This window comes from uncultured Campylobacter sp., from assembly GCF_938002845.1.
Taxonomy (GTDB): Bacteria; Campylobacterota; Campylobacteria; order Campylobacterales; family Campylobacteraceae; genus Campylobacter_B.
In genome coordinates, this window is sequence record NZ_CALKZP010000031.1 from 1 (window position 1) to 24,751 (window position 24,751).

A 24,751-nucleotide genomic window follows, 5' to 3' on the forward strand; every position below is an offset into this window, starting at 1 on the left:
GAGCGCTTGCTATCGCGGGTTTGAGCTTACAGGCGGTATTTAAAAACCCGCTCGTTGGCCCGCACATCGTAGGCGTTAGCACCGCAGCGGCATTCGGCGGCGCGCTTTGTATTTTGCTAGGATTGAGCGGCTTATGGCTTGCGGGGTTTGCATTTTGCTTCGGGCTTGCAGCACTATTTTTACTCTATCTTTTGGCAAAATTCGTAGCACGCGCCGATATTTTCTCGCTCATTTTAGCAGGTATAGTCATTAACGGCGTATTTGCCGCACTTACGAGCTTGGTGCAGTATCTAGCAGACGATGAGGAAGTGTTACCTAATATCGTTTTTTGGCTACTGGGAAGCTTCGTAAGCGCAGGATATGATAAAGTAATTTTGATGTGCGCGATCGCCCTGCCCGCTTCTGCAGTCTTAATCGCGCTGAGATGGCGGTTTAATCTACTCAGCCTAAATGATGATGATTTGCGCGTGCTAGGTGTGGATGTTAAATTTCTGCGCTGCACGATCCTAGCACTTTGCACCGCTCTGATCGCCGTACAAGTTAGCGTCAGCGGAAATATCGGCTGGGTAGGTCTTGTGGTGCCGCACGCCACCAGGCTCATCGCGGGCAGCGACCACGTGAAGCTAATGCCTGCCTGCTTCATCGCAGGAGCGATCTTTATGCTGGCAATCGACGATCTATCTCGCTCGCTAAGTAGCGCCGAAATTCCTTTAGGAATTCTATCCGCTCTCATCGGAAGCCCGATCTTTGCCCTACTTCTAAAAAGGAGCGCCAAAAATGCAAAATCTAATTGAGGTAAAAAACGCTGGCTTTTACTACGAGGCGGAAAAATTCTGCTTTCGCAACTTAAGCTTCGAGCTTACCAGCTCTCAAACATTAGCGATTTTGGGCTTAAACGGGCAAGGTAAAAGCACGCTAATGTCGTGTATGATGGGGATTTTACAGCCTAAAGAAGGCGAGATCGTGCGCAAGGCAAAATTTGCTTTCTTGCCTCAAAGCTTTAACGTCGCGTTTGATTACAGCGTGCTTGACATCGTACTGATGGGGCGGGTACGCGAAATCTCGCTCTTTTCAAAACCGGGCAAAAAGGATATCCAGATCTGCCTTGACGCTCTGGATACGCTAGGCGTCGCCCATCTGCAAAAGCGCAGCTTTAACGCCCTTAGCGGCGGGCAGAGGCAGCTCGTGCTCTTTGCTAGAGCCCTAGCTAGCGGCAGCGACGTGCTGTTTTTGGACGAGCCTGCCAGCGCGCTTGATATCAAAAACCAAGACCGCGTGCTAAGCCTCATCGCAAATCTACGCTCAAATAGCGATGCGAGCATAGTTTTTACCACCCATCAGCCTAACCACGCCCTCGCAGTCGCCGATCGCACACTGATCTTGCGAAATGATCTTAGCTACAACTACGGCGTAAGTAACGAAATTTTAACTGAAGCCGCGCTTAGCTCGCTCTACGGCGTACAGATCAAAACGGCGGAATTTGACATAGGGGGCGAGCAAATCCCCAGCATCACGCAAATTTTCAGCGCGCAGGTGAGGTAAGCGTGAGCGGCGCGACAAAGCAACTCATCAATCGGCGTGAAATTTTAAATCGCGGGATTTTGTCTTGAGCGAAATTTAAATCGCAGAATTTTGTCTTGAAATGCCGTCTTGAAATTCTGATTAAAATTTTATATCGAGGTTTTGCCATAGAATTCCAGTCTAAATTCCATAGTGAAATTTTACCGCGGAATTCCGAGTAGAAATCTTCATAGCGGAATTCTACCTGCGGTTTGCTGACTTTCAAAGCGTGCTATGAAAGTATGTCGCGCTTGAGATTTTGAAATTTCACAGTGGAATTCTACCCCGCAAATCCATAGATGGAATTTCGTTTTAAAATCCCGCGGCGAAATTTTATTCTCGCTCTGGTAGAATTCCTGAAATTCCGAAATTCTGCAGTCCGAAGCTTGCCGCGACGAAATTTTGAAATTTTAAATTTAGCTGTTTAATTCCTGCTTTACATCGATTTATGTATACTTCAGGATCAATTTGTAAAGAGGCTTATATATGCAAGATCTCGTATCTCAGGCAAGAAAAGAGGGGATGATCAGCACCGGCATTGATCTATTTTTGGCGGCGGTGCCTGCGACTTTAGTTGTGCTAGATATTGCTAAGGACGATATGCTAGGGCTTAGCACCAACAAGACGGCTATCTGTATCACTGGCGGAATTATTTTTGCTCTTTTGTGTGTTTCGGTATTTTTCAGGCTAAGAGCGCTCCGCAAAATTTCAATGCTTAGCGGCATAAAAGCGGCAGCGCTTTACCGCAACTGCGTAATTGTCTGCATCTGTGTCATTGCCATAACAAGCATCTTTTTATCGATTCCTTTATCGATCTCACACAAGCATTTGGCAATGATATTGTGCATTTTGATAACGTTTGCGGGCGCAATCTACATAATCGTAGCGTGGTTTTGCATAAATTTTGCTCTAGCGCGCGTAAGCGGCGTGGGAATTTTTGAGACATATGTGTGGTCCTGCGTCATCCTTTTTCCATTAAATGCACTATACCATTTGATATTACCCATAGTCCTCATAATAACCGGCATCGTGCATCTGCTAGCCTGGAGCAAGATAGAAAAGATAAGCGCAAACGTTTAAAATTTCGCAAATATCTTGTCGCGATAGAATTCCGATTTTTGCGATTTAATCCGTGTTTTATGTTTGTTTATATATACTTCGGGTCAAATTTTTAAAAAGGGTTTATATATGCAATTCATTGTATCTCAGGCAAGAAAAGAGGGGATGATCAGCACCGGCATCGATCTGTTTTTGGCGGCATTACCCGTGGTTTTTATCGTGGTAGGCTATGTCTCTTTCAGCGAGCCATGGCGCCTTGACGACGAGATGATAAATTATATCGCTAGCGGAATTTTGATTGCTTTTATTTGTGTTTCAGTATTTTTCAGATTGCAGGCGCTCCGAAAAATTTCAGCGCTTAGCGGCATAAAAGCAGCGGCGCTTTATCGCAACTGCATAATAATCTGCGTTTGCTTTTTTGCGCTAGCGCTCGTGCTCAATTACCTTTATCCGAGAGAGCCTGACGCAGACGGCGGGCAGAGTGATAATCCATTTGCGGCGATATTTGGACTAGCGCTTTTCGCAGGCGTTATTTACATAATCGTCGCATGGTTTCGCATAAATTTTTCGCTTGCGCGCGTAAGCGGCGTGAGTACCTTTCGGACTTATGTGTGGCTCTGCGTGGGACTTTTCGTGTTAAATATACTATGCAACGTAGCGCTCTACGGTTTATTCGCCTATAAGTTGCAGACGGGCGCCGAGCCGGCTTCTGCTTTGGTTATCGTCGTCGTGTTATCCAAAATGCTCCTGCCGTTCATCGCTCTTGTGATAATCGGCATCGTGCACCTGCTAGCCTGGAGTAAGATAGAAAAGATAAGCGCAGAAGTTTAAATTTTAAATTTCATAAATCTCTTGTCACGATAAAATTTCGCTCTTTTCGGTTTGATTAGCGTTTTACATCTGCTTTTTGCATATTGAAATAAATTTTTAAAAGGAGTTATACGACGTGCAAGACACCATATCTCAGGCAAGAAAAGAAGGGATGATCAGCACGGGCATCGATCTGTTTTTAGCGGCGCTACCGGTGGTTTTGATGGCGATAGACTTTGTTTTTGAGGGCATACCGGGGTATCCATATAATATCGTGATCATAGGTGGAATTTTTATCGCTTTTATTTGCTTCTCGGTGATTTATAGGTTAAGAGCGCTCAGCAAAATTTCAGCTCTTAGCGGGATAAAAGCGGCGGCGCTTTACCGCAACTGCATAATTGTTTTCATCTGCATCTCGGTATTTTCATTATTTCATCCGATAAGTTCTTGTAGAGAAGAGATGGTTAGAGAGACAACAGGAGAGACAATATGGAATTTAGCGGTACCCGCAGCCGCAATCTACATAATCGTAGCGTGGCTTAGCATAAATTTCTCTTTGGCGCGAGTAAGCGGCGTGAGCGCCTTTCGCATCTACGTGTGGCTCTGCGCCTTCTTTTTTGCGCTAAATTGGCTATGTGGCGCGGGACCCTTCGGTTTGGCTACCTCCAAGCCGCAAATTGGCGATTCCGATGCGGTTTTCATTATCGCGTCGTTTAAGGAATTTTTGCCGTTTGCCTCTCTCATAATAACTAGCGTCGTGCACCTACTAGCCTGGAGCAAGATAGAAAAGCTCGCCTAAGCCGAAGCGCTTTCGTTTTGCGGCGACCACGCCTTTTGCAAGTCTAAACCGCAACGTCCAAAGCCGCGCCATCCGGCGCAGCGTCGCCGCACGCAGCAAAGCCGCAAAATAGCGCGTAAATTTAGAAAATTCAAAGGATAAAAATGAAAGAAATTTCAAAGCAAGATCTGCTTCGCAAGGCGAAATTCCGCGGAGTTTTAGGTGCCGTGATTTTGCTAGGCATCGGCGTAAGCGGTACGGTGGGCGTAAGCAGCATAGACGAGGACGCGGTCGCGATTTTTAGAGTTTTAGCGCTACTAGCGACGCTAGCGATATTTTACGACTGCTTCGTTTGCCTAGAAAAGGTGCTAGGCGTGCGCTTTGTTAAGACCTATAGGCTGATAGAAAGCATCCCAATCGTCGCGATTTTGTGCTACTGCGCCATGGTAGTAGCGCTAAAGGAGGGCGCGATGCTTGATCTGCTCTACACCCTGCTCTACGTCCTTTCGACGTGCGCAGCAGTGATAATCTGGGGCGTATTAAACTGCCGCCTAGCCACACTTAGCGGCGTGGATTTATTTAAAATCTACGGCATAGTGGTGTCCGTGACGTGGCCCTGCGAAGCGGTATCGGGCGCGCTAGCTAAAATAGGCGTAATCCTCGCGCTGCCGTATCTAATCGCAGCGTCGCTGGTAACTGCATTTTCGGGGATTTTGCTAATCATAGCGTGGATAAAATTCAACCCCGCAAGGTTATGCGGCGCGGAAAATTCTAGCGAGCTTGACGGCGCCAAGCTAGGCGCGGACGGCGAAAAACCGAGCATTTACAGCAAACTCGCCGCTTTTAAGAAATCGGACGCAGACGATGCGAAAAAGCCCGTTTCCAAGGCGAGCGCAGATGATACGACCGCCGCAAGACGCCCGGGCAACCCCGGATTTAAATTCTAACTCTACTCGCAAGACGGAATTTAGCAAAATTTTTAAAATTTAAAGCGCGGAATTTTATCGCGACGCGCGGTGCACCAGGCGGAAACACGGGATTTTGATTTAATTTTATCCACTACGAACGCGCAAAATTTAGGGCAAAATTCCAAGCTGAAATTCCGCGATCAATTTAAAATTTTAAGCAGAGGTTCGATCCGAAAATTCCGACGAAGCAAAATCCAAGCCAAAATTCCAGCTGAAATTCCGATCTAAATCCCTAATCCAGCTTATTTCTAAAAAGCGACGCCGCAAAGCTCAACGTGCCAAGCCCGATCAGCAGCAGCGGCACGATGAGATGCCACAGCTCGCCCAGGCTCGCGCCTTCCAGATAGATCCGCCACATGCAGTTGTTAGCATAATACATCGGATCTAGGTGCGCGATATAGTAAAACCACCGCGGCATCGCGTCCGCAGGCGTTATCAGCCCGCTTATCATAATGCACGGCAGCAGGAACAAAAACGAGCTCACGACCGATTGCAGCGAGGTTTTGCAGACGGTCGAGATCACGAGGCCGATGCCTACATTGCAGGCGCTAAAGATCGCGATGATCGCAAAAAGGTGCGCAAAGCGCCCTCGAAACGGAATTTCGAAGTAAAACACGCAGATCAAAAACAGCGCGAGCCCCTGCGCGATCGCGATCAGCACGGGCGGCGCCGCCTTGCCGATCAGCATCTCAAGCGGGTTTGCGGGCGTCATCAGCATCATATCAAAGCTCCCCTCCTCGCGCTCGCGGGAGACGCTAAATGCCGATAGCATCAGCACCTGAATCATCGAAAGCCCCAAAATCATCCCCGTCATGATCGTGTAGCGCGTGATCGTGTTTTCGTTAAAAACATAGCGCGGATTTATGCTAATTAAATTAACAAAATGCTGCGCGTTGTATTCCCCCGCTATGGCCTGCACGAAGCCGATGACGGTGTTTGCCAAGGTCGTATTGCGCGAATCCGCGATGATCAAAAGCTCGTGCGTGCTCGCAAAATCGCCGCCGAAATAGATCCCGATGATCGCCTCGCCCTCGCTTACGGCGCGGCGCAGGCAGGTTAGGTCTTTGCAGCCGAGATCTGTTTTAAACATCGGCGTAGCGGCGATCTGCTGTACCAGTGCGGTGGACGTAGCATCGCGGGCATCGTCCAAAATCGCGTAGCGCACCTGCTCGGGGGTGAAATTCGCGCCGTAGCCGAATATGATCGCCTGCACCAGTACCGGCACGATCAGCACCATGCGCGTGCCCTTGTCGCGAAACATCGCCAAAAATTCCTTTTTTATCAGCGCGCGAATTCGAAGCAGGGATTTTCGTAGAGCGTTCATCGCGCACCCCTTTTAAATTTAGCGATACCTTCAAATTTAACGCCATTTTCAAATTTAACGGCGCGCGCTTGCGACGCGGAATTTAAAGCGAAATTTAAATGCACCGCAGGCGCCGGTTTAAATTTACGCGGCTCGGATTTAGATTTGCACGGCACGAGTTTGAATTTGCGCCGTGCGAGCGTAAATTTTAAAATTTCAGATCTATTGCGCGGCGACTCGGGCGTAAATTTTAAAAGCGCAAGTTTAAACCTGCACGGCGACAAGGAGCTAGAATTTAAAGGCTTTGCCGCTTGCTTTTGCGGCTCGAAGCGGCGTTTTAAGCGCTCTGCGGCGCTAAATTTTAAAATTTTAAACCCGCGCCCAACCGCCGCTTGCAAGCCCAAGCGTCTCGCGCCTAGAAATTTTAAAAATTTCATCGTATGCCTCTTTGGGGCGCAAAATTTCATTTTTTTCACTCCCTGTGAAAGCAAAGCATTCGTCGCTCGCTCTACTTCACAGCGCGAAATTTTACCGCTTGCGGCTCGAATCAAAGCGGGGTACTTATGCAAGCAAACGGCGTAAATTTCGCTACTCCACGCTTCGTAGTTACGCCGTGTAACCGCGCTGCAAAGCTGCATCGTAAAGCGCGATTTAAAATTTAAAAACGCACTTATGAGGTTAAATTTGCTAAGCTTTTCTGCGCGCCCTACTTCGTAGCCGTGCCGTGCAGCTACGCTACGAAGTCGCACTATGCGGCGGCGCATAAAATTCGAATATCCGCCCGCATAATTAATCTTAACCGCGCGCCGTTTTTTTACCGCGTCGTACGAATGCTGCGAAGTAAGCCATGCCGCGCACCATGCTTCGGCTTTATCCGCGCGTAGCGAAGTGCAGCGTAGAGCACGTGTTAAAGCATGGCGTAGAGCATGCAGCGGCTTGTGAATAAACTTTAAAATTTTAAATCCGCACTTCGATATGAAATTTTGCGCTGTGTCCGCAAGACGCGCTGAAGTGCGCGTAAATTTTAAAATTTCAAACCGATTGCACGGCATAGGCGCAAATTTTAAAAATTCCGCCGCTTGCTTTTGCGGCTCGAAGCGGCTTTTTAAGCTCTCTGCGGCGCTAAATTTTAAAATTCCAAGCCCGCACTCCGCTCGCTTTCGAAAAAATTCTAAAAATTTCATCGCGTCCTCTCTTTTGGTGGCGTGAAATTCCGCCATCGACGCCTCGGGCGAAAGCGGAACATTAATTGCGCCGATTTTTGCGGCGCGAAATTTCTCCGCGCAAGCGTAAAGCAAAAATAAATTTTTCATCGTGCGCCTCTTTTTACGCTAAGCACGCACAAGCTGAAAAACAAAACCGCTCCGAGCGCCTGAATGGCGAGGTTTACCCACAGCGTCGCGCTCTGTCCGCCCGATAGGAAGCAGATGCGAAAGGACTCGACCGCGTATGTGGGCGGCAGCAGGTGCCCGATGAAGTTGACCGCCGCGGGCAGTCCGCGCAGATCGAAGATCATGCCGCTAAGCAGCGTCACGGGCAGGTAGCCGATGACGATGGCGTATTCCTGCGCTAGGAATTGATTTTTGCAGATCGCCGAGATCAGCATGCCTAGGCAGGTCATCTCCAGCACGAAGACGCACAGCGTCGCCAGTAGCATCGCCACGCTGCCGCGGATCGGGATGCCTAAAAGAACCTGCCCGTAAACGAGCGTCATCGCGCCGCCCAAAAGCGCTAGGAAATAATACGCGCCGACCTTGGCAGTGACGATCTCAAGCGCGCTTGCATTGGAGTTGTAAAGCGAGGCGATCGTGCCGCGATCCCATTCGCGCGAGATCACGACTGCGACCATAAATAGGCAGATGAGCCCTAAAATCCCCACGTACTCAGCAGATACGAGATACCACGTCGATTCGTTGGCTTCGTTGAACCAGCTGCGATAATTCACGCTGACGGGCCTTGCGGCGGCGTTTAAATTTGCGTTTAAAAAGCCGTAATCTTTCGCCAAAACCTGCTCGATTACGCCCGCGACATAGACGTAGCTAAGAAGCGCTAGCTGCGACTGAGTGGCGTTTTGGATAAGGAAAATCTCGGCGCCGTCTTTGTCTGAGTTGCTCGCGCTGCCTCCTATATTACTTGAGCTGCCTACATTACTTGAGCTGCCGCCGTTATTTGCAGCGCCGTCTGCACCACCCGCGCCGTTAGCGGAGGGGCTTGCATTGACGCCGCCGCTAGTATCTTGAATATCGCCTGCGCCGTCGATAAAATCAGCATTCGTATCGCCCACGCCGCCGATTAAATTTGCGCTTCCTTGATTTGCGCCTATGTCGCCTGCGCTGCTGCCGGAATTTGCGGTCGCGCCGCTTGAATTTACTCCGCTGCCTCCCGTTTCCGAGCCGTTGCCGTATGAACCCTCGCCGCTTGCGCCGGTACCGCCCGCAGAGGTGTTTATGCCGCTCTCCATGCTAGCGCCCGCGCTGTCGTCCTCAAGCGGACGGAAATTTTCGGCGCTGCTCACGTTTTGGATATCGCTTGTGCCGCGCGTGGAGGAGCTTTCATCGCTAGAGAGATTCAAATTTACGCCGCCGCCCGTGCCGCCGAGCCCGCTCAAGGTGTTTTGAAATTTAGCCGCAAAGCGTGGATCAAAATACAAAATGCTCTCGATCTCGTGTGCCCTAAAATCCCTCCTCGCGCTCTCTAGATCCGTGTAGACGCGGGTTTGTAGGTATTTTGAGCCCAAAAATCCGCCGAGCAGATCCCGCTCGATTTTGGAGCCCAGATCGCTTACGAAGCCCACCTTGACGGGCTTTATGTCCATCCGCATCGCGTATCCGTAGATCACGACCAAAATTAGCGGCATCAAAAACGCGATCACGAGCGCCGATCGATCCTTTGCGATCTGCGCAAACTCCTTTTTTACGAGGATTTTTAAAAAGGTAAAGTTCATCCGCCCTGCCCCTGTGCTCGGATTTTGCGAAACTGCGCCGCTCGCGACGAGCCCTCAGATTTCAATCGCGCAAATTCGGCTGCCGCATTTTGAAATTTTAGCCGCATGATCGCATTCGGCGCGCCCCAAAATTTTAATTGCAAAGATGCGGCAACCGAGATTTGAAATTTTAACGGCACAGATGGACTGCTCGTGCCCATTTTACTCATCGCACCCTGAAATTTTAATCGCTTGATCGCATACGGCGGGCTTTGAAATTTTATGCACCGCGGCATTGTCTCGCTGCGTAATTTCTGACGTAAAAACCCCGCGGCGGCGCAAAATCCGCGATGAAATTTTTGCATTAGGGCTTTAAATTTACAAGCTGTTTGCAGACTGACCGCCATTTTAAATTTGCGATCTGTTTGCAGAGTGGTCGCTCTTTTGAATTTATGATCTATTTGCGAGCCGTTCGCGCTTTGAAATTTACGGCGCAGACGAAGCGGGCTCGCTTCAGCACGGAGCTCGCGCAGTATCCATCTACAAAATCCGCGCCGTGTCCTGCCGCGCGATGCCTCATTTAAAATTCTGCTACCGCTTGAAATTTCGCAATCTCTTAAAATTTCGCCACCATTTAAAATTTTACTATCGCTCCAAATTTCGCCGCTGCTAAAAATCCCGCTGACGCTTAGAATTTTACCGACATTAAGAGCCAAGCCGCTCAAAATTCCGCCGCCGTTTAAAATTTCATCGCCTCGTAAGAGCCTTTCGCCGCTTAAAATTTTATCGCGCGGGTACGCTGGTTTTCGCCCCGCCCGCATAAAATTTGGATCAAAAATCCTAGCCGCTCGCGCAAAATTTAGATCAAAAGCCCTCATCGCCCGCCTCGCTTCTAAATTTTTGCACCTCGTTTATGAAGGCCTGCTGCACGCTAAGCCGCCGCCCGTGCTGCACGCAGACCTCGTCGGGGCTGCCCAGCGCCAGGATTTTGCCGCGATCTTGGATCAAAAACCGATCGCAATACTCCGCCTCCTCCATAAAATGCGTCGTCACGACCACGCTCACGCCGGTGCGCGCGAGCGCATTTATGCGGTTCCAAAAGAGCCTGCGCGAGAGCGGATCGGCGCCGCTGGTGGCCTCGTCGAGAAACAAAATCTCGGGGCGGTGGATGAGCGCGCACGCCATGCTGAGGTTGCGCCCCGCGCCAAAGGGCAGGTTCTGCCACGTCTCGTTTCGCAGCCGCTGCAAGCCAAACTCGCTCAAAAGCTCCTCTATGCGCCGCTTCAGCGCCATGCCGCCGATGCCGTAGCTGCGACCGAAATACTCTAAATTTTGATAGCAGCTTAGCTTTTTATAAAGCGAAAATTTCTGTGAGACGTAGCCGATGCGCGATCTGATCGATGATTTGGCATGACGCAGATCCTCGCCCATGACCGAGATCTCACCCCCGCTCATTCCCAAAAGCGCGCAGATCATACGAAACGTCGTCGTCTTACCTGCGCCGTTTGGGCCCAGAAGGCCGAAAATCTCGCCCTTTTTGACCTCAAAACTCGTATTTTCCACGGCGGTGAATGAGCCGAATTTTTTACTCACGTCGCGCACTTTGATGACGGTTTGAGCCGCATCGAAGCTCTTTTTTTCGTAGCCGAAATTTGCCGCGCCGATCTCTGCTTTGTTTAAAAAAATATACGCATCCTCCAGGCTCGCCTCGCGCGGGCTGAGTTTAAATTTCGCGCTTTCGTTTTCGTTAAATTTAACGCCCTCATTTTCGTTTGAAATTTTAAAATTTTCGCCGCGCCCGTTTTCGCGCTCTGTATTTTCATCATCACCCTCTAGGCTCGCGTTTAAAAACTCCTGCAGATCGCGCAGGCTTATCGGCTCATCGCTTAGTAGATCGACGCTGCCGTCTCTGGGACAGATGTCGATGAGCGGGGAGTTTTTTAAAAATCTTTGCGTCTTAAACATCAAGCGGCGCGCCAGGCTCTGATAATCCTCGCCGTCGATGCGAAAGGTGCGGTCCCGCAGCGCCGCGGTGATCTTTGCGGCGCGCTCCTGCGCTATGATCTTGCCGCCGAGCAAAATCAGCGTCAGATCGGCATCCGCCGCCTCATCGAAATACGCCGTCGAAAATATGCATTTCGCGCCGCTTTGATCCAGATACTCGCGCACGATCGCCCACAGCTCGCTACGCGAGAGCGGATCGACGCCGACGGTGGGCTCATCGAGCACCAAAAGCCGCGGTTTTGCCGCAATCGCGCAGGCGACGCCGAGCTTTTGCTTCATCCCGCCGGAGAGCGAATCCACGGCGTAATCTTTAAATTTCAAAAGCCCCACGCGGCGCAAAAGCCCGCGCAGATACTCCTCGCCGTCTTTTAGATCGAGCCCTTTTAGGCCTGCGAAGATGTTTAAATTTTGCCAGACGCTAAGCTCCTCGTAAAGCCCCAGGCTCTGCGACATATAGCCGTTTGCGCGGACGAATTCTTTATTTTCGCCGCTCGGAGTGAATCCGGCAAATTTTATCTCGCCGCAATCGGGCGCGATGATGCCGCAGATGAGCTTTAAAAGCGTGGATTTGCCCGCGCCGTCGGGGCCCGTGAGGCTGATGAGCCGCGGCGCGTCGCCAATTCGCAGATCAAAATTTTCAAAAACGACGTTTTTACTGCGATCCTCTCGCAGGTAAAATTTCTTTAAATTTACGATATTTAGTAGATCCAAGCTTAGCTCCAAATTTTATTTACTCGCCCCGTCGCTTGGCGCGACGAACGAGACCTACGCACACCTAAAAGGCGCTCTTTGTCGCGACGCCTTGCTTCTGCAGCCGCCGAAATGTCTTGGTTTTGCGACCGCTACGGCGTCTTAGTTTTGTGACAGCCGCGGCATCTCGGTTCTACAACCGCCGCACGCTTTAAATTTCGCGACGCACGTTGAACAATTTCGCCCAAACCTCGCATAAATTCGACGTAACTTACCGCAAGCGCGCGAAACCAAGCTCTATCGCGCCGGGGCGCCCTGCAATCGCCCGCTCGAATTCGAGTGCCCGCACGATCGGCGTTGCTTACGGCTCGCGCCGAATATTCCGCGCGCCGCCCGATCTGTCTTGAGCGCGTGCATATCGCATCGGCTAGCCGCGCCGCTAACGATGCGCATGAGCGGGGCGGTCTCCAAAACATGAAGCAGCCAGTGAGTATCCGCGATAAACTCGCTTCAAAATGCAAACGAGTTTTCAAACACCTGGCGACCCGTGAGCGCCGAGATCTATCTGCGTCGCGCCTCTTGCGGTGAAATCTTACCGCCGCCGCGCCTTTTGGCGAAATTTTACCTATTCTCGGCTTTCTTTAGCATAGTACCGACTTTAGCTACCGCGTCCTTTGGGCAAAATTTTACCGCCGTTCGCAATCGGCATTTAATCGCGCCGCTTGTTTCGTGGCGAAATTTTATGCCGTCCATGCTCGATACTCAATCGCCGTTTGTTTATCGCAAAACGCCTGCTAGAAACAAAGCCTGCCGCTATACCGCCTGGCTTTACCTCGTCGCCGCCTGTAAGCCGCAAATTTTAAATTTAACTCGCGCTGTTTTGCGCCAAATCTTTCGGCAAAATTTTGCTCGCCGCGCTGCAGAATTCTGATCTTTTATCCAAAGTCGCCGCCGGCTCGCGCAAAACTCGCGCGATAAAATTTACGCCGCCTTTCCGCCTTTTGTACGATCTCATTCTAAACACGCAGCATTTTATCGCCGTCTGCGCCTAGACGATATATTTTAGGTGCGATAAAAATTTATCGCCCTACTCTGCGGAGCAAACGCTGTTTAAATTCCGCCTCGAAGCGCGCTTTTAAAATTTTATCAAACTCACGCCGTATGTCTCGCTCGCCGGGTGTCGCGTAAAATTTTGCCATGCGGCGATCTTTGCTATCCAAATTTTGCCCGCAGTGTCCAAAGTGCCGCCCGCGCACTAAATTTCGCTCGTGCATTAAAATTTAGCGTAGCGTTTGCGCGTTAAAATTCCACGCTTATCGGCTGGCCTAGGCGAAAGCTGCCGTCCTCGTCGCTGAAATCGGCGCGCGCCTCCCACACGAGATCGGCGCGCAGCTCCTCGGTCTGCACCGTGCGGGGCGTGTACATCGCGGTTTGGCTTACGTAGGCGACCTTTGCGCTCGCGCTAGAGCCGTCCGCAGCGATGATCCGCACGCTCTGTCCGGCACGCAGGAAGCGGAGCTGATTTTCGCTCAGATAAAATTTCGCGCGCTTATTTTTTACTTCGCTAAGCTCAAAAACGCCCACGCTGGGTATGCTAATGTCGCCGAGCTCTTTAAGGCGCGCTCTGATCTGCCCGCTAAAGGGTGCTTTTAGCACGCTTTGCGTCTCGATTTGGTAATTCAGATATTTCAAATTTTCCTCGCAGCTTGCCAAATTTGCGCGGGCGGCGCCGACATCCTCGCCGCGGTAGCCGCTTTGAAGCTGACGCAGATTAGCCTGCGCGCTTTGCAGCTGGGCTTGCGTGCGCTTCATCGAGTAAAACGCCTCGTCGATCTGCTGCTTGGACGCGGAGTTGCTTTTACCTAGGCTCTTTAGGCGCTCGTTCGTCAAAGTAGCGAGCTGTAGGGCGTTTTGCAGTGCGCTTACGTTCGCCGCCGCCATCTCGATCTCCTCGCTACGAAAGCCGCTTTGCAGCTTTTGCAAGCTAAATTTAAGCCCGTCGCACCTAGCGATTTGAACCTGTCTTTGAAAGCTCAGATCCGCCGTATCCAGAGCCGCCAAGACGTCGCCAGCCTGCACAAAATCGCCCTCGTCGCGATAAAGCGCGCTTATGCGACCGCTGCGCTCGAAGCTAAGCGAACTCTGCCTGATATCGATGATGCCGTAGGCCTTGTGCGCGACCTCTTCGCGCCTATCGAGATTGAAGTAGATCGCCGCGGCGAGAGCGGCCAGTGCAAAAACGACGAAAATTAGAAGCCTTTTCATAGATCGCCTTAAATTTTGATATGCGGTTATTATAAAATAACTTTTCTAATGCGGCGCTGATATTTGAGGCTCGGGCGGTGATTTTATAAATCAGTCGAATTAAATTTGCCGTATTGAATTGATCGCCGCGCTGGTGAGCAATATTTTGGAGCTTTGGTGGATAAAATTTCATCCTATTCACGCGATTTTAAGCGGTACGGCTTGCAAAATATCGCTGCTTTTTGAATTAAAAATTTTAAAATTTTGACGAGGAGGCCCCGCTTTCAAGCGGAGCGTGAAATTTTAACGTGCGGGTGCCGCGCTATCACTGCGGGCGGAATTTTGTCGCGAGAGCGAAATTTTATCGCACCGGCAGTATTGCAAGTATCACGGGCGGAATTTATCGTTTATTGCACGAATAGCGCGTAAGTTGCCGCGAATTAAATTTTATCGCGGCACCCATAGCTACCCGCGCGGCAAGTTGGAATTTACGGCTCCCGCTAGCGATAAAATTTACGCAGCATGGGCAGGCGGCGCTTGAATGCGGCGGAAATTCTAACGCTGTGGCGAGTAAAATTTAAGAGGGCTTCGCTCGGAAGCGAAGCGTGAAATTTAATGGGGAAATTTAACGAGCTTTAGGCTCGATGAGCCCAGAGCTCGGTCGGTCGCACAAAAGCTGAAATATTTAAAACTCGCCTTTAACCGCGGCGATCCATTTATCGGCCCTCACCTGCCAGTGCTCGTCGCCTTTAAAATCGATCGTAAGACCTACGAATTTGCCGTTTATGAAGGCGCGCGAATGTTTAAATTTATATCCCTCTGCGCCCCAAGCGCCGATGAGATCGGCCTTTTTAAGTACTGGCAAAAACGCACTCATACCGCTGCAAAAATCGCTGCCGTGGCGCTCGACGTTGCCAACGCCTATGAGCGCGACCTTGCGTCCGTCAAAATAGGTTTTATTCAAAAGCTCCAATTTGTCGTCAAATTTAGCCTGGATCTGTCCGTCGCCGTGCGTCGAAGCCGCAAAAATAAACGCGCTAGCGCCCGCCAAATCCTCCTCATTTAGCTCTTTGGCCTCCTTGATCTCAAAGCCGAGCTTTGAAGCGATGTATTCGCTCACGACCTTCGTATCGCCGCCTTTGGTGGCGTAAACTAATAGTTTTTTCATTTTCTCTCCTTAAAAATAAGAATGATTCTAACAAAATAAGATAAATTTTGAGTGAAATAAAAATTTTATAAGGCGCCCAGATACGGCACAATGCCTCGTATCCAGCTAATTTTAAGCGGCAGCGAGCCGGTAAATTTTAACGCCGCCGCTTAACCGCTCGTATAAAAATCCATAGTATAATGCCGCCCGTAGCTCATTACAAAGGAGAAAACATGAAGAATTTTACATTATGTTTGATCGCAGCGATCGCACTTTGTGGTTGCGCGACCCCGCAGGATCGATATGGTGGAGATGTTTATGACGCGAGCGAGACGAACCGCATGAGGCAGAGCGATCGGATCGAGATCGTCGATGTCCTGCCTGCCAAAATCAACTTAGAGCGCTCCGAGGGCAATACGGGTAAAATTTTAGGTGGCGTCGCAGGCGGAACTACGGGTGCGGTCATCGGGCATAAGCTCGGCAAACATAGCAGCAGCAGGCGCTTAGCTGAGACCGTGGGGCTCGTGGGCGGTGCGGTAGTAGGCGCGGTCGCCGGAGATGCGATCCAAAACTCCCAAAAGACGGTGCAAGGCTCCAATATCATCTACAAGCTAAACGGCAAGGAATACTCATCCGTGCAAGCCGATCCGCCGTGCAGATTTAGACGCGGCAAGGCTCTGCTGATCCACACGGGCGGCGAAACGCGGGTGCAGCCAAACTCTGGATGCTAACAGAACTCGGTATGTTAAATTTAAAGCCGCAAAGCTTGCGGTGAAATTTTAAAATTTTACCGCGATGTTTAAAAATTTAAAAGCGGCGTTTTAAATCCCGAAGCGGCGCGGCTTTTGAAAACGGTGCCGCTAAAATTTGCGGGCGATCGAAATTTTAACTATGCAAAATTTTAAGAGCCCGCTAAAATATTTTAATATATAATCGCCGCTTAAAAACAGGGAGTGGCGATGAAAAAATTCTATCTTAAAATTTGGCTACTTGCGTTTATAGCGGCATTTGCAGCGATCCCCGCTGCGGCAAAGGTAAGCGTAGATCATTTAGAGACGCAAGAGGAAAAAGATTTAGCGATCTCTTGCGATAGCGGCAATGGAAAATACAGCGCATGCACGAAACTCGTCGAAATTTTATCCAAAAAGTGCGACGGCGGAGATTATGAAAGCTGCGGATCGCTCGGTATAGCGCTTTTAGACTCCAATAGATATGAGGACGCTGCCTCCGCTTATAAAAAAGCTTGTGAGGCCGGCGTAGTAACCTACTGCTATATGCTAAGTGCGACCGAAATACACTATGGCGGAGATGTAAATTTGGTAATTAAATATCTTGGTAAGACATGTGAAGCAGCAAATAGCCTGTTTAAAAACGAAGCGTGCAAGATAAAAGAGGAATTGGAAAAGTGCCTAAATGACAGCGAGTGCAATCCTATAAAAAAAGCAAGAATTTTGTTAAAAAGCGTAAGATGATGTTGTTTAAAAAGCCGCTTTATATATCAAAATTTTAAATAGGAGAGAAAATGCAGAAAATTAAATTTATAATTCTAGCTTTAATATTTTCAATATGCTCTAGTATGGCAAGACCCATGGATTCGAGCTTTTTCAAAACTTGGGAGGAAAAAGAGCTAAATTTAGAGTGCGATAACGGCGATGGAAAATATAGCGCATGCACAAAGCTAGTCGAAATTTTATCCAAGAAGTGCGACGAAGGAGATTACGAAAGCTGCGGATCGCTCGGCGCGGTGCTTTTAGTTACAATGGGTAGATATAAAGATTCCGTTTCAGCATTAAAGAAAGCTTGCGGGGCAGACATGATGTATTATTGCTTTTTGCTAGCAGGGAATGAAATATTTTACGGCGGAAATATACATAGGGCTATCGGTTACTTTGACAAGGTTTGTTACGGAAAAAACAGCGACAAGAAGGATTTTTCCTGCAAAATAAAGGAGCAATTAGAAATTTGCTTAAACGACAGCGAGTGTAATCCTATAAGAAAAGCGATGAGTATACTTGTACCAAAATAAAAATTTTAACAACGCGATAAATTTCATCCTTATAGCTGATGCACTTCGCAAAAAAAGCAAGAATAAAGCCGCTAGAATATTACCGCCCACTTCCATCGTTTCGCTGCCATAAAATTTTACTCCGTCTCTAAAACCTCTCTCGCGTATTTCATCCCCAAATCATACGCCTTTTCATTTAGCGCACGGGTTTTTTCAGGCACAGAGCGGAGCATTTGCTCTTTTACGAGCCCTGAGTCCATGCAGCGGCTAAGCCCTACTGCGATCGCTAGAGCCACGACACTTTGAGTGATGACATTCCCAACTTCGTATTTTGCGATGGTAATGATTGGAATTTCATAAATTTTAAAGCTTGCCCTATCCTCATCGCTCGGGGCTACTAAATTCGGCTCGATTACGATCACGCCGTCTTTTTTCACGCCATTTTTGAAAGCATCGTAGCTACTCTGCGCCGTTGCAAGCATGAAATCGATCTCGCCCTCGCTCGCGTAAGGATATAGAATTTCTTCATCGCTTAAGATAATATCCACTTTCGTAGGTCCGCCACGTACCTGAGAGGTATACGTAGATGCCTTGATTCCATAGCCGCCGTGCGCGATCTTTGCCGCAGCTAGAATTTCACCCGCTAAGATCACTCCTTGACCGCCCACTCCCACAAATCTTAATTGATTCATCTTAGTCCTTCAAAATTTATCACTTCGCCGCTTTGTGCCGCGTCTATCACCTTTTGATACGCCTTTGTGTATTCGGTGCGCCCATTATCTTCGTGTAAAACTCCAAGCGGAAATAGCCCTGCTCGCTCATCCTCGCTAAGAGCGTCAAATTTTGCTTTAGAGACCGTGCGCGAATCAAGCCACTTTAGCATTTGCACCGCCTCGCTCATTTTATTTTTACGACCCAAATTTACGTGGCAGTTGCTAAAAATATCAAAAAAACTATAACCCTCGTGCTCAAAGCCCTTGGCTAGAAGTCGCTCGATTTTTTCGGGATTTGTCACGCTCTCGCGTCCGACAAAAGTTGCTCCGGCAGCGATCGCAAGTTTCGCCGCATCAAAGCTGGGATCGACATTGCCGTATTGTGCCGTAACCGTCCAAAACCCGCGCGGTGTCGTAGGACTAGTCTGCGAGTTCGTAAGCCCGTAGATGAAATTGTTTACTAAGATATGATTTAGATCGATATTGCGGCGGCATCCATGGATCGTGTGATTGCCCCCTATCGCAAGCCCATCGCCATCGCCAGTGACTACTATTACGTGTTTGCCTGGATTTGCAAGCTTGATACCCGTAGCATAAGCTATCGCACGTCCGTGCGTCGTATGGACGGTATTGCAGTCTATGTAACTAGACATTCTGCCACTACAGCCGATACCGCTTACCACGCACACATCGTCCATACTCCAGCCTATGCGGTCAATTGCGCGGATGATCGCTTTTAAGATCACTCCGTCGCCGCAGCCCCAGCACCAAAGCGTAGGCATCTTGTCCGTTCTTAGATATTTGTCGTAATCAAACGCCATTTAAAGCTCCTTTACTTTCTCGATAATCTCGCTAGGGCTGATCGGCCTGCCGTTTGCCTTAAGAAGCGTCTTAAAATCATCTCTCAAGCAAGCGCGCTGCACCTCTAGCAGATACTGCCCTAAATTTAGCTCGGCGATCAAAATTTTATTAAATCTCTCCCCTAGCTCCCTTAGCTTGCGCGCTGGGCTTGGCCACAGCGTGATCGGGCGAAAAAGTCCCACACGCACGCCTTGCCCACGTAGCTTTAAAATCGCGTCTTTTGCTGCTAAGCTAACGCTGCCGTAGGCGATGATACAGATTTCGGCGTCATCTAGCATAAATTCCTCGTATTGCACGATCTCATCTTCATGCGCCGAAATTTTATTAAAAAGCCTTTTTATAGAGCGATCCACGATCTGCTCGTTTTCGGTCGGAAAGCCCTTCGCGCCGTGATGCAGCCCCGTTATGTGATAGTGGTATCCCCTAAAAAAGGGATTTAGCACCGCAGGCTTATCGGGCGCAGCATCGTAAGGCTCATAATCTTTCGGACTACCTTTAAATTCCGCCCTGCGTTCGATTTTTAAATCCGAAATTTCAGGCAGCATCGCCTTAGCCTGCATATGCCCAAGCGTCTCATCAAGTAGCAAAAATACCGGCGTCATAAACCGCTCGGCTAGATTGAAGGCGCGCACGGTTTGCGTATAAGCCTCCTTTAGTGAGCCCGGGCACAGCGCGATGCTTTGAAAATCGCCGTGAGTGGGGTTGCGAGCTTGCAAAATATCGCCCTGCGCCACTCGCGTAGGAAGCCCGGTGCTAGGACCTCCGCGCATAACATTTACGATTAAAAGCGGAATTTCAGCGATAAAGCCAAGTCCAATCTGCTCTGATTTTAGCGAAATTCCAGGACCGGAGCTTGCCGTCATAGCCTTTGCACCGCTCATCGACGCGCCTAAAGCTACAGAAATGCCCGAAATTTCATCCTCCATCTGGATAAATTTGCCTCCGACCTTAGGCAACAAGCGACTCATCTCGTGCGCGATCTCGCTGCTCGGCGTGATCGGGTAGCCGCCGAAAAAATTACAGCCGCAATCAATCGCCGCACGCGCAATTAAGGCGTTGCCTGTGGAAATTACCTCTCTCATTATGCGTCCTTGGGTTTCATAAAATTATTGTTTTTGATCTTTTCTGCCATCTCTCTAGCCTGCGAGCTTAGACGAGCGAATTTAAAGCCCTTGGGCGCAACGAAAATCGCAAAATCTGGGCAGTGCAACTCGCACTCCCTACAGCCGATACAGGCACCCTCATCCACCACGTCGATCATCATGCCCTGCACGGCGCCCTCGTCCTGTCTCATCGCGATCGCGCCGCTAGGACAGACGCTTACGCAGATGTTGCACGCCTTACAGCGACTCTCATCCGTCCAGACGGCGCGCTGGCTCTCATTTTCGCTCATATTTTCTCCTTAATTTATCAAAATCTGCACTAAATACCGCCTCGCGATTTAAAATTTGAAATTTTGCGGCGCAAGCCCGCTTTGATCGCATTAAAGTCCTCTCGTTTTTAAATTTTGCAGAGTTTAAATTTTAAAATTTTGTGGCGTTTAAAAATTTTACGTCACGCAAAATTCTGCGCCAAAGTAAAATTTTAATCTATGAAATTTCACAGCGGGCAAAATTGTGCAAATTTTAAAATTCCGCAGCGAATGAAATTTTACGCTGCAAAATTCCACGAGCTTAAATTTCTTGCCAAAGTGAAATTTGATGCTGCAAATTCTATCACAAGAATTCTGCGCTTTAAAATTTTAGCTCTGTAAATTCCGCGTCGCGTCGAATTCGCTTTATTTCCACTAAAACTTTAGCTCCGCTATCCGCTCACGCATCCGTTCAAGCTGCGCGTAGAAATCACCCGAGTAGGCGAAATTTCTCTCTATCGCGCCCATTTTACCGATGCTTACGAAGCGCCCCAAAGGCACTCCGGATCTATCCGCGACGCAGCAGGCGAGCGTGCCGCAGGTATCAAAAAGGATGTATTTTATGATCTTTACGATCCCAGCAGCGGGCGCCAAATACGCCGACGTGCCCAGTAGCTCGCCGATCTGCGCGCCGGCGCGTTTGGTATTTTGCACCGCGCGCTCGAAAATTTCATCCGAAATTTCAAATCCCAGCTCGTTTTCAAGCGCGATCATCTCTTCGCTATGCGGGCCTACGATCGCGCTTCTCATCGATGAAATTTCCTTGCCGCTCGCTCGCGCGAGTTCAAATTTAAGCCGCGCGCCGTCTAGCTCGCCCGCCATGCCGATGACGCGCTCTTTTGCAAACCCGCTGGCCTGCAGCGCCGCATAGACCATCATATCAAGCGGATTGGTAACGACGACGATAATGGAGTTAGGCGCATATTTTGCGGCATCTCGCGCGCATTGCGCGACGATGGCGGCGTTTACGCCAAACAGCTCCTCCCTGCTCTGCCCCGCCTTTCTTGCGTGCCCCGCCGTGATCACGACGATGCCTGCATCCGCTATGTCACTAGGCTCCGTGCTACCGCTTATGCGCAGGTCGCGCTCATAAACCGCCGCCGTATGGGCTAGATCTAAAGCCTTGCCGCTCGCGATCCGCTCTACCGCATCCACAAGCGCGATGCTGTCTAGCTTTTCACTTAAAGAATCGCTTACGATAAGATCGTTCGCTACCGCTGCGCCGATGTTTCCGGCGCCGAATATCGCTATTTTCATTGTTATCTCCCAAATATCGGCCCGCATTTTTATAACTGCGGGGGTTAAATTTTAAAATTTAAAGACAAAATCTCGTTTTTTAAATTTAATGCCGAAACGGCCTTAAATTTTACCTCTGCGCCTTTACGTTGCGCTCATGCTCGGCTTGTGTGCGCGCAAAATCGTGAAGCCCCGTCTTTTTATTTCGCATAAAATACAGATACTCGCTCTTTGCGGGCGCGAAAACGGCGCGTATCGCATCGCGAGAGACCACGCACACGGGCTCTTTGGGAAGTCCGTCGTTGAGGTAGGTGTTGTAGTGGCTGGTATCGGTGCGGATGCGCTGCGGAGTGATCTTGACGTGCGAAAACTCGCCGTAATTCAGCGTGCCGTCCATCTGAAGGCGCATATTTTTGGCTAAGCGGTTGTCGATGACGGAGGCTACGAGGGGCATCTCATCTGCGTTTGCGGCCTCTTTTTGAATGACCGAGGCCTTGATCAGCACCTGCTTCCACGCCGTGGCGTTATAGTCGCCGCTAAGCTCGCGCGACAATCCTTCGTGGAATTTTTGTGCGCTTGAGATGAGGTGGTCGATGATATTTTTTTCGCTTTCGTTTTTGCTAATTTTGTAGGTTTCAGGCACCAAAAAGCCCTCATAAAACGGCGCCGTAGCGTTGTATTCGCGCTCAAGTTCGCTAAAGCTTAATCCGCGATCTTTCGCAAGCTGTTTTAAAAACACGATCGTAGTCTCGCCCGGGATCAGCTTGATCTCGTTCATCACGGGTTTTGCGACGCTTAGCTCATACAAAAATTGATATTTGGGCAAATTTTCGCCGCTAAGCTCCAGTTCGCCGGTTTTTGCGCCGCCGTAAAAAGAAAGCAGCCTCGCGTCGAATTTGCTAAATTTTGGATAGCTCTTTGAGAGTTCGGATAAAATTTTCGTAGAGCTGCCTTGTCCTATCTGCACGGTTGTCGCGTTGCCGACGCGTTCGTATAGATCAAAACCCACGGCCAAAAGGACGATAGCCGCAAGCTCGATACAAATGCACGCCGCTTTGATGAGCTTTATAAAGAATTTCATACGTTCCTTTCAAAATTTAGCTGAAATTATAGGCAAATAAGCCAAAATTTTGAATAAATTTCATATTATAAGCGCAGTTTTTCGGCACGCCCGATTTGGTTTTGGGGCGGAGTTTTTTGATGAGGCGATGATGTATAAATTTTTAGCTAGATTTTTTCTTACTCTTACTATACTTTTTATAGTCTGCGCGGTAGGTCTAAAACACGGTATTGCGATTTCACAGCTGGACGTGGGCTTTGCAAAGCTGCAGGGGTTTTATCTCAAGCTAAATAAAAGCCTCGTGCTGCGTATAAAAAATTTTGAAATTACGCAAAATAATACACAAAATTTAGAGCAAAATTCCACTGATCTGCGCACGCAAAGCGAGAAAATTTTAGAATTTAGCAAAAAAATCTCGCTCATCAACTCCTTTTTCGAAGAGATCGACGTAGACAATATGAAAATAAAAGGCGAAAGCCTAAAGCTAAAATACAAAAGCGACGTTTTTTACGCCGACACGCGGTTTTTTAGGCTAAGCTCAAAGATCACGCCTGGCGCAGACGGGCTGAACTTCGATCCGATCGAGCTTAAGCTAAATGATTTTAATCTCACTCTGCACGGCACGGCACGAGCAAATTTCAAAGCCGATACGTATGATTTTAACGGCACCTTCGCTTCGCACGAGATCGCAGGCGAGCTTGACGTGCACAATATCGGCTCAGAGCTAAATATCGAGATAAACCGCGCCTCGGCCTTGAGTCTGAAAAATTTTATGAATGAGCTGGGGGCACTTACGGGACTAAATCCTCTTGCGAACGAGTGGATCTACGGCAAGGCGGTCGCGCAAAACTACTATATCGAAAATCTGCACGCCAAAATCGATCTGAAAGATCCGCGTCCGATCGCCGAAAACGTCAGCGCCACGGCTTACGCGCAGGATCTTACGATAAAATTTCAACCGCAAATCGAAGCCGTAACGGTAAAAGACGCCAACATCACGCTCAAAAACGATTATCTAAGCTTCACGCTGAACGAGCCTAAATTTAAAGGCAAAAGCCTGGAGGGAAGCGGCGTGCGTATCGGCGGGCTTTTTGAAGAGAGGCCGATCGTATATCTGGATCTGCGGACCAAGGAGAGTTTGGGCAAGGACCTTATAGCGATCCTGCAAAGCTACGGCATAGACGAGCCCGTATATCCGCTAGGCGGCGGGATCGATGCGCGCGTGCTGATAGACGTGGACGTAGAAAAGGAAAGCGCCAAGGTAGATGCGAACGTGACGCTAAAAGACGCTGATCTGATGATCTCTAAAGCGAAATTTCATTCCAAAGCCGCGCGGGTGCATATCACCGAGAAAAAAATCGACATCAAAGACGCGAATCTGCAAAATGAAATTTTTAACGCCACTGCAAGCGGCAGTATCGATATCGCCACGCGCAAAGCTAAATTTAACGGCGTTATTCATAGCTTCAATCTCTCCCCGAACGGCAAAGAAATTTTAAAATTTGGCGACGCGCGAGATAATATAAGCCTTGATTTTAGCGGCAAAGCGCCGGTGCTGAGCTCGCAATTTTTAGGCGCAAAGATGAGCTTCGGCGAGCGGATCGAGATCAGCTCGCCCGATATTAGCGGAATTCTGCCCTTTTCTAAGACGCTTAAAAACGCGGGCATTAGCGGCGGAGATCTTAAAATTTTAACCAGCGATTTTACAAATTTGGATATCAGCAGCAACAATCTTATCTTTGATTTCGGTCTGCTGAACAAGGACGGAAGCCATTATAAAAACGACTCTTTCGCGCTTCGAGTGCGCGGCGGCGATCTGGACGGCTCTAGCGGAAGCGGTAAAATTTCTCTCAAAATCAACAAAGGCGGCAACTTCGTCTCTTTAAAAGACGTGGACGTCGCGATCAATACGAGCGTGCAAACCAGCGAGTTTAATAGCGGCACAAAGGAGCGCTCGCCGATAAATTTCAGCGGGCAAA

General features: G+C 49.2%; 25 protein-coding genes. 11 read left to right on the forward strand and 14 right to left on the reverse strand.

All coding sequences use genetic code 11. From position 1 onward, the window contains the following. Both Q0224_RS04270 and Q0224_RS04275 read left to right on the forward strand, forming a co-directional pair. A partial coding sequence (locus Q0224_RS04270) for an iron ABC transporter permease (protein ID WP_297949373.1) occupies positions 1-794 on the forward strand: 794 nt, incomplete at its 5' end. After that, the gene (locus Q0224_RS04275) at positions 778-1,542 is read left to right on the forward strand and encodes an ABC transporter ATP-binding protein (protein WP_297949375.1); all 765 of its coding nucleotides are present in this window, start codon (positions 778-780) and stop codon (positions 1,540-1,542) included. The genes Q0224_RS04270 and Q0224_RS04275, both read left to right, overlap by 17 nt. Here the strand turns inward: Q0224_RS04275 and Q0224_RS04280 are convergent. Beyond that, complete coding sequence (locus Q0224_RS04280) at positions 1,523-1,786, reverse strand: hypothetical protein (protein ID WP_297949377.1); 264 nt, start codon at positions 1,784-1,786, stop codon at positions 1,523-1,525. The two genes, Q0224_RS04275 and Q0224_RS04280, sit on opposite strands and share 20 nt — an antisense overlap. 260 nt (positions 1,787-2,046) lie before the next feature. On the opposite strand from Q0224_RS04280, the gene Q0224_RS04285 reads away from it, so the two are divergent. From Q0224_RS04285 to Q0224_RS04300, 4 genes are all read left to right on the forward strand, one after another. Next, positions 2,047-2,640, forward strand: a complete 594-nt coding sequence (locus Q0224_RS04285; protein WP_297949379.1) for a hypothetical protein — start codon at positions 2,047-2,049, stop codon at positions 2,638-2,640. A 108-nt stretch (positions 2,641-2,748) separates the two neighbouring features. Next, on the forward strand, positions 2,749-3,450 hold the full coding sequence (locus Q0224_RS04290; RefSeq protein ID WP_297949381.1) for a hypothetical protein: 702 nt from the start codon (positions 2,749-2,751) through the stop codon (positions 3,448-3,450). 115 nt (positions 3,451-3,565) lie between these two features. Further along, the gene (locus tag Q0224_RS04295) at positions 3,566-4,228 is read left to right on the forward strand and encodes a hypothetical protein (protein ID WP_297949383.1); all 663 of its coding nucleotides are present in this window, start codon (positions 3,566-3,568) and stop codon (positions 4,226-4,228) included. Between the two features lie 143 nt (positions 4,229-4,371). Then, a complete protein-coding gene (locus Q0224_RS04300) occupies positions 4,372-5,154 on the forward strand; it encodes a hypothetical protein (protein ID WP_297949385.1) in 783 nt (260 codons plus the stop codon). 253 nt (positions 5,155-5,407) lie between these two features. On the opposite strand, the gene Q0224_RS04305 is transcribed toward Q0224_RS04300, so the two are convergent. From Q0224_RS04305 to Q0224_RS04335, 7 genes are all read right to left on the reverse strand, one after another. Continuing rightward, on the reverse strand, positions 5,408-6,499 hold the full coding sequence (locus Q0224_RS04305) for an ABC transporter permease (RefSeq protein ID WP_297949387.1): 1,092 nt from the start codon (positions 6,497-6,499) through the stop codon (positions 5,408-5,410). Next, positions 6,496-7,791, reverse strand: a complete 1,296-nt coding sequence (locus tag Q0224_RS04310) for a hypothetical protein (RefSeq protein WP_297949388.1) — start codon at positions 7,789-7,791, stop codon at positions 6,496-6,498. The genes Q0224_RS04305 and Q0224_RS04310 overlap by 4 nt, the downstream gene beginning before the upstream one ends. Then, positions 7,788-9,422 carry an ABC transporter permease gene (locus tag Q0224_RS04315; RefSeq protein ID WP_297949390.1) on the reverse strand — a complete coding sequence of 545 codons (1,635 nt, stop codon included), beginning with the start codon at positions 9,420-9,422 and terminating at the stop codon, positions 7,788-7,790. The genes Q0224_RS04310 and Q0224_RS04315 overlap by 4 nt, the downstream gene beginning before the upstream one ends. Then, positions 9,419-10,279, reverse strand: coding sequence for a hypothetical protein (locus Q0224_RS04320; RefSeq protein WP_297949392.1), 861 nt, complete (start codon positions 10,277-10,279; stop codon positions 9,419-9,421). Before Q0224_RS04320 ends, Q0224_RS04315 begins: the two co-directional genes overlap by 4 nt. Beyond that, on the reverse strand, positions 10,266-12,116 hold the full coding sequence (locus Q0224_RS04325; RefSeq protein ID WP_297949394.1) for an ATP-binding cassette domain-containing protein: 1,851 nt from the start codon (positions 12,114-12,116) through the stop codon (positions 10,266-10,268). The genes Q0224_RS04320 and Q0224_RS04325 overlap by 14 nt, the downstream gene beginning before the upstream one ends. A 1,278-nt stretch (positions 12,117-13,394) precedes the next feature. Continuing rightward, positions 13,395-14,360 (reverse strand): HlyD family efflux transporter periplasmic adaptor subunit, encoded by a 966-nt coding sequence (locus tag Q0224_RS04330; protein ID WP_297949396.1) that lies wholly within the window; start codon positions 14,358-14,360, stop codon positions 13,395-13,397. A 664-nt stretch (positions 14,361-15,024) separates the two neighbouring features. Beyond that, positions 15,025-15,507 carry a flavodoxin domain-containing protein gene (locus Q0224_RS04335; RefSeq protein ID WP_297949398.1) on the reverse strand — a complete coding sequence of 161 codons (483 nt, stop codon included), beginning with the start codon at positions 15,505-15,507 and terminating at the stop codon, positions 15,025-15,027. A 212-nt stretch (positions 15,508-15,719) separates the two neighbouring features. On the opposite strand from Q0224_RS04335, the gene Q0224_RS04340 reads away from it, so the two are divergent. From Q0224_RS04340 to Q0224_RS04350, 3 genes are all read left to right on the forward strand, one after another. Beyond that, on the forward strand, positions 15,720-16,217 hold the full coding sequence (locus Q0224_RS04340; protein WP_297949400.1) for a hypothetical protein: 498 nt from the start codon (positions 15,720-15,722) through the stop codon (positions 16,215-16,217). Positions 16,218-16,445: 228 nt separating this feature from the next. Next, on the forward strand, positions 16,446-16,958 hold the full coding sequence (locus tag Q0224_RS04345) for a hypothetical protein (RefSeq protein WP_297949402.1): 513 nt from the start codon (positions 16,446-16,448) through the stop codon (positions 16,956-16,958). A 104-nt stretch (positions 16,959-17,062) separates the two neighbouring features. Then, positions 17,063-17,512 carry a hypothetical protein gene (locus Q0224_RS04350; protein WP_297949404.1) on the forward strand — a complete coding sequence of 150 codons (450 nt, stop codon included), beginning with the start codon at positions 17,063-17,065 and terminating at the stop codon, positions 17,510-17,512. A gap of 116 nt (positions 17,513-17,628) precedes the next feature. Here Q0224_RS04350 and Q0224_RS04355 read toward each other — a convergent pair whose 3' ends face one another. Genes Q0224_RS04355 through Q0224_RS04370 form a run of 4 tightly spaced genes read right to left on the reverse strand, consistent with a single transcriptional unit; the run spans position 17,629 to position 20,458 of the window. Then, on the reverse strand, positions 17,629-18,183 hold the full coding sequence (locus Q0224_RS04355) for a 2-oxoacid:acceptor oxidoreductase family protein (protein WP_297949406.1): 555 nt from the start codon (positions 18,181-18,183) through the stop codon (positions 17,629-17,631). Then, a complete protein-coding gene (locus Q0224_RS04360) occupies positions 18,180-19,025 on the reverse strand; it encodes a 2-oxoglutarate ferredoxin oxidoreductase subunit beta (RefSeq protein WP_297949408.1) in 846 nt (281 codons plus the stop codon). Before Q0224_RS04360 ends, Q0224_RS04355 begins: the two co-directional genes overlap by 4 nt. Next, the gene (locus tag Q0224_RS04365) at positions 19,026-20,147 is read right to left on the reverse strand and encodes a 2-oxoglutarate synthase subunit alpha (protein ID WP_297949410.1); all 1,122 of its coding nucleotides are present in this window, start codon (positions 20,145-20,147) and stop codon (positions 19,026-19,028) included. Next, on the reverse strand, positions 20,147-20,458 hold the full coding sequence (locus Q0224_RS04370) for a 4Fe-4S binding protein (RefSeq protein ID WP_177388316.1): 312 nt from the start codon (positions 20,456-20,458) through the stop codon (positions 20,147-20,149). The genes Q0224_RS04365 and Q0224_RS04370 overlap by 1 nt, the downstream gene beginning before the upstream one ends. 198 nt (positions 20,459-20,656) lie before the next feature. Between Q0224_RS04370 and Q0224_RS04375 the strand changes: the two genes are divergently transcribed. Continuing rightward, on the forward strand, positions 20,657-20,818 hold the full coding sequence (locus Q0224_RS04375; RefSeq protein ID WP_297949412.1) for a hypothetical protein: 162 nt from the start codon (positions 20,657-20,659) through the stop codon (positions 20,816-20,818). A gap of 33 nt (positions 20,819-20,851) precedes the next feature. On the opposite strand, the gene Q0224_RS04380 is transcribed toward Q0224_RS04375, so the two are convergent. Together Q0224_RS04380 and mltG are read right to left on the reverse strand one after the other, a co-directional pair. Then, positions 20,852-21,733, reverse strand: coding sequence for a hypothetical protein (locus Q0224_RS04380; RefSeq protein WP_297949414.1), 882 nt, complete (start codon positions 21,731-21,733; stop codon positions 20,852-20,854). A 109-nt stretch (positions 21,734-21,842) separates the two neighbouring features. Beyond that, on the reverse strand, positions 21,843-22,793 hold the full coding sequence (mltG, locus tag Q0224_RS04385) for an endolytic transglycosylase MltG (RefSeq protein ID WP_297949416.1): 951 nt from the start codon (positions 22,791-22,793) through the stop codon (positions 21,843-21,845). 49 nt (positions 22,794-22,842) lie between these two features. On the opposite strand from mltG, the gene Q0224_RS04390 reads away from it, so the two are divergent. After that, a partial coding sequence (locus Q0224_RS04390) for a DUF3971 domain-containing protein (protein ID WP_297949418.1) occupies positions 22,843-24,751 on the forward strand: 1,909 nt, incomplete at its 3' end.

Bases quoted from the DNA above. Each gene is read 5' to 3' on its own strand.
- Q0224_RS04275 (WP_297949375.1), top strand. From the start codon at position 778: ATGCAAAATCTAATTGAGGTAAAAAACGCTGGCTTTTACTACGAGGCG.
- Q0224_RS04285 (WP_297949379.1), top strand. From the start codon at position 2,047: ATGCAAGATCTCGTATCTCAGGCAAGAAAAGAGGGGATGATCAGCACC.
- Q0224_RS04290 (WP_297949381.1), top strand. From the start codon at position 2,749: ATGCAATTCATTGTATCTCAGGCAAGAAAAGAGGGGATGATCAGCACC.
- Q0224_RS04300 (WP_297949385.1), top strand. From the start codon at position 4,372: ATGAAAGAAATTTCAAAGCAAGATCTGCTTCGCAAGGCGAAATTCCGC.
- Q0224_RS04305 (WP_297949387.1), bottom strand. From the start codon at position 6,499: ATGAACGCTCTACGAAAATCCCTGCTTCGAATTCGCGCGCTGATAAAA.
- Q0224_RS04310 (WP_297949388.1), bottom strand. From the start codon at position 7,791: ATGAAAAATTTATTTTTGCTTTACGCTTGCGCGGAGAAATTTCGCGCC.
- Q0224_RS04315 (WP_297949390.1), bottom strand. From the start codon at position 9,422: ATGAACTTTACCTTTTTAAAAATCCTCGTAAAAAAGGAGTTTGCGCAG.
- Q0224_RS04320 (WP_297949392.1), bottom strand. From the start codon at position 10,279: ATGAGGGCTTTTGATCTAAATTTTGCGCGAGCGGCTAGGATTTTTGAT.
- Q0224_RS04330 (WP_297949396.1), bottom strand. From the start codon at position 14,360: ATGAAAAGGCTTCTAATTTTCGTCGTTTTTGCACTGGCCGCTCTCGCC.
- Q0224_RS04335 (WP_297949398.1), bottom strand. From the start codon at position 15,507: ATGAAAAAACTATTAGTTTACGCCACCAAAGGCGGCGATACGAAGGTC.
- Q0224_RS04340 (WP_297949400.1), top strand. From the start codon at position 15,720: ATGAAGAATTTTACATTATGTTTGATCGCAGCGATCGCACTTTGTGGT.
- Q0224_RS04345 (WP_297949402.1), top strand. From the start codon at position 16,446: ATGAAAAAATTCTATCTTAAAATTTGGCTACTTGCGTTTATAGCGGCA.
- Q0224_RS04350 (WP_297949404.1), top strand. From the start codon at position 17,063: ATGGCAAGACCCATGGATTCGAGCTTTTTCAAAACTTGGGAGGAAAAA.
- Q0224_RS04355 (WP_297949406.1), bottom strand. From the start codon at position 18,183: ATGAATCAATTAAGATTTGTGGGAGTGGGCGGTCAAGGAGTGATCTTA.
- Q0224_RS04360 (WP_297949408.1), bottom strand. From the start codon at position 19,025: ATGGCGTTTGATTACGACAAATATCTAAGAACGGACAAGATGCCTACG.
- Q0224_RS04365 (WP_297949410.1), bottom strand. From the start codon at position 20,147: ATGAGAGAGGTAATTTCCACAGGCAACGCCTTAATTGCGCGTGCGGCG.
- Q0224_RS04370 (WP_177388316.1), bottom strand. From the start codon at position 20,458: ATGAGCGAAAATGAGAGCCAGCGCGCCGTCTGGACGGATGAGAGTCGC.
- Q0224_RS04375 (WP_297949412.1), top strand. From the start codon at position 20,657: ATGAAATTTCACAGCGGGCAAAATTGTGCAAATTTTAAAATTCCGCAG.
- Q0224_RS04380 (WP_297949414.1), bottom strand. From the start codon at position 21,733: ATGAAAATAGCGATATTCGGCGCCGGAAACATCGGCGCAGCGGTAGCG.
- mltG (WP_297949416.1), bottom strand. From the start codon at position 22,793: ATGAAATTCTTTATAAAGCTCATCAAAGCGGCGTGCATTTGTATCGAG.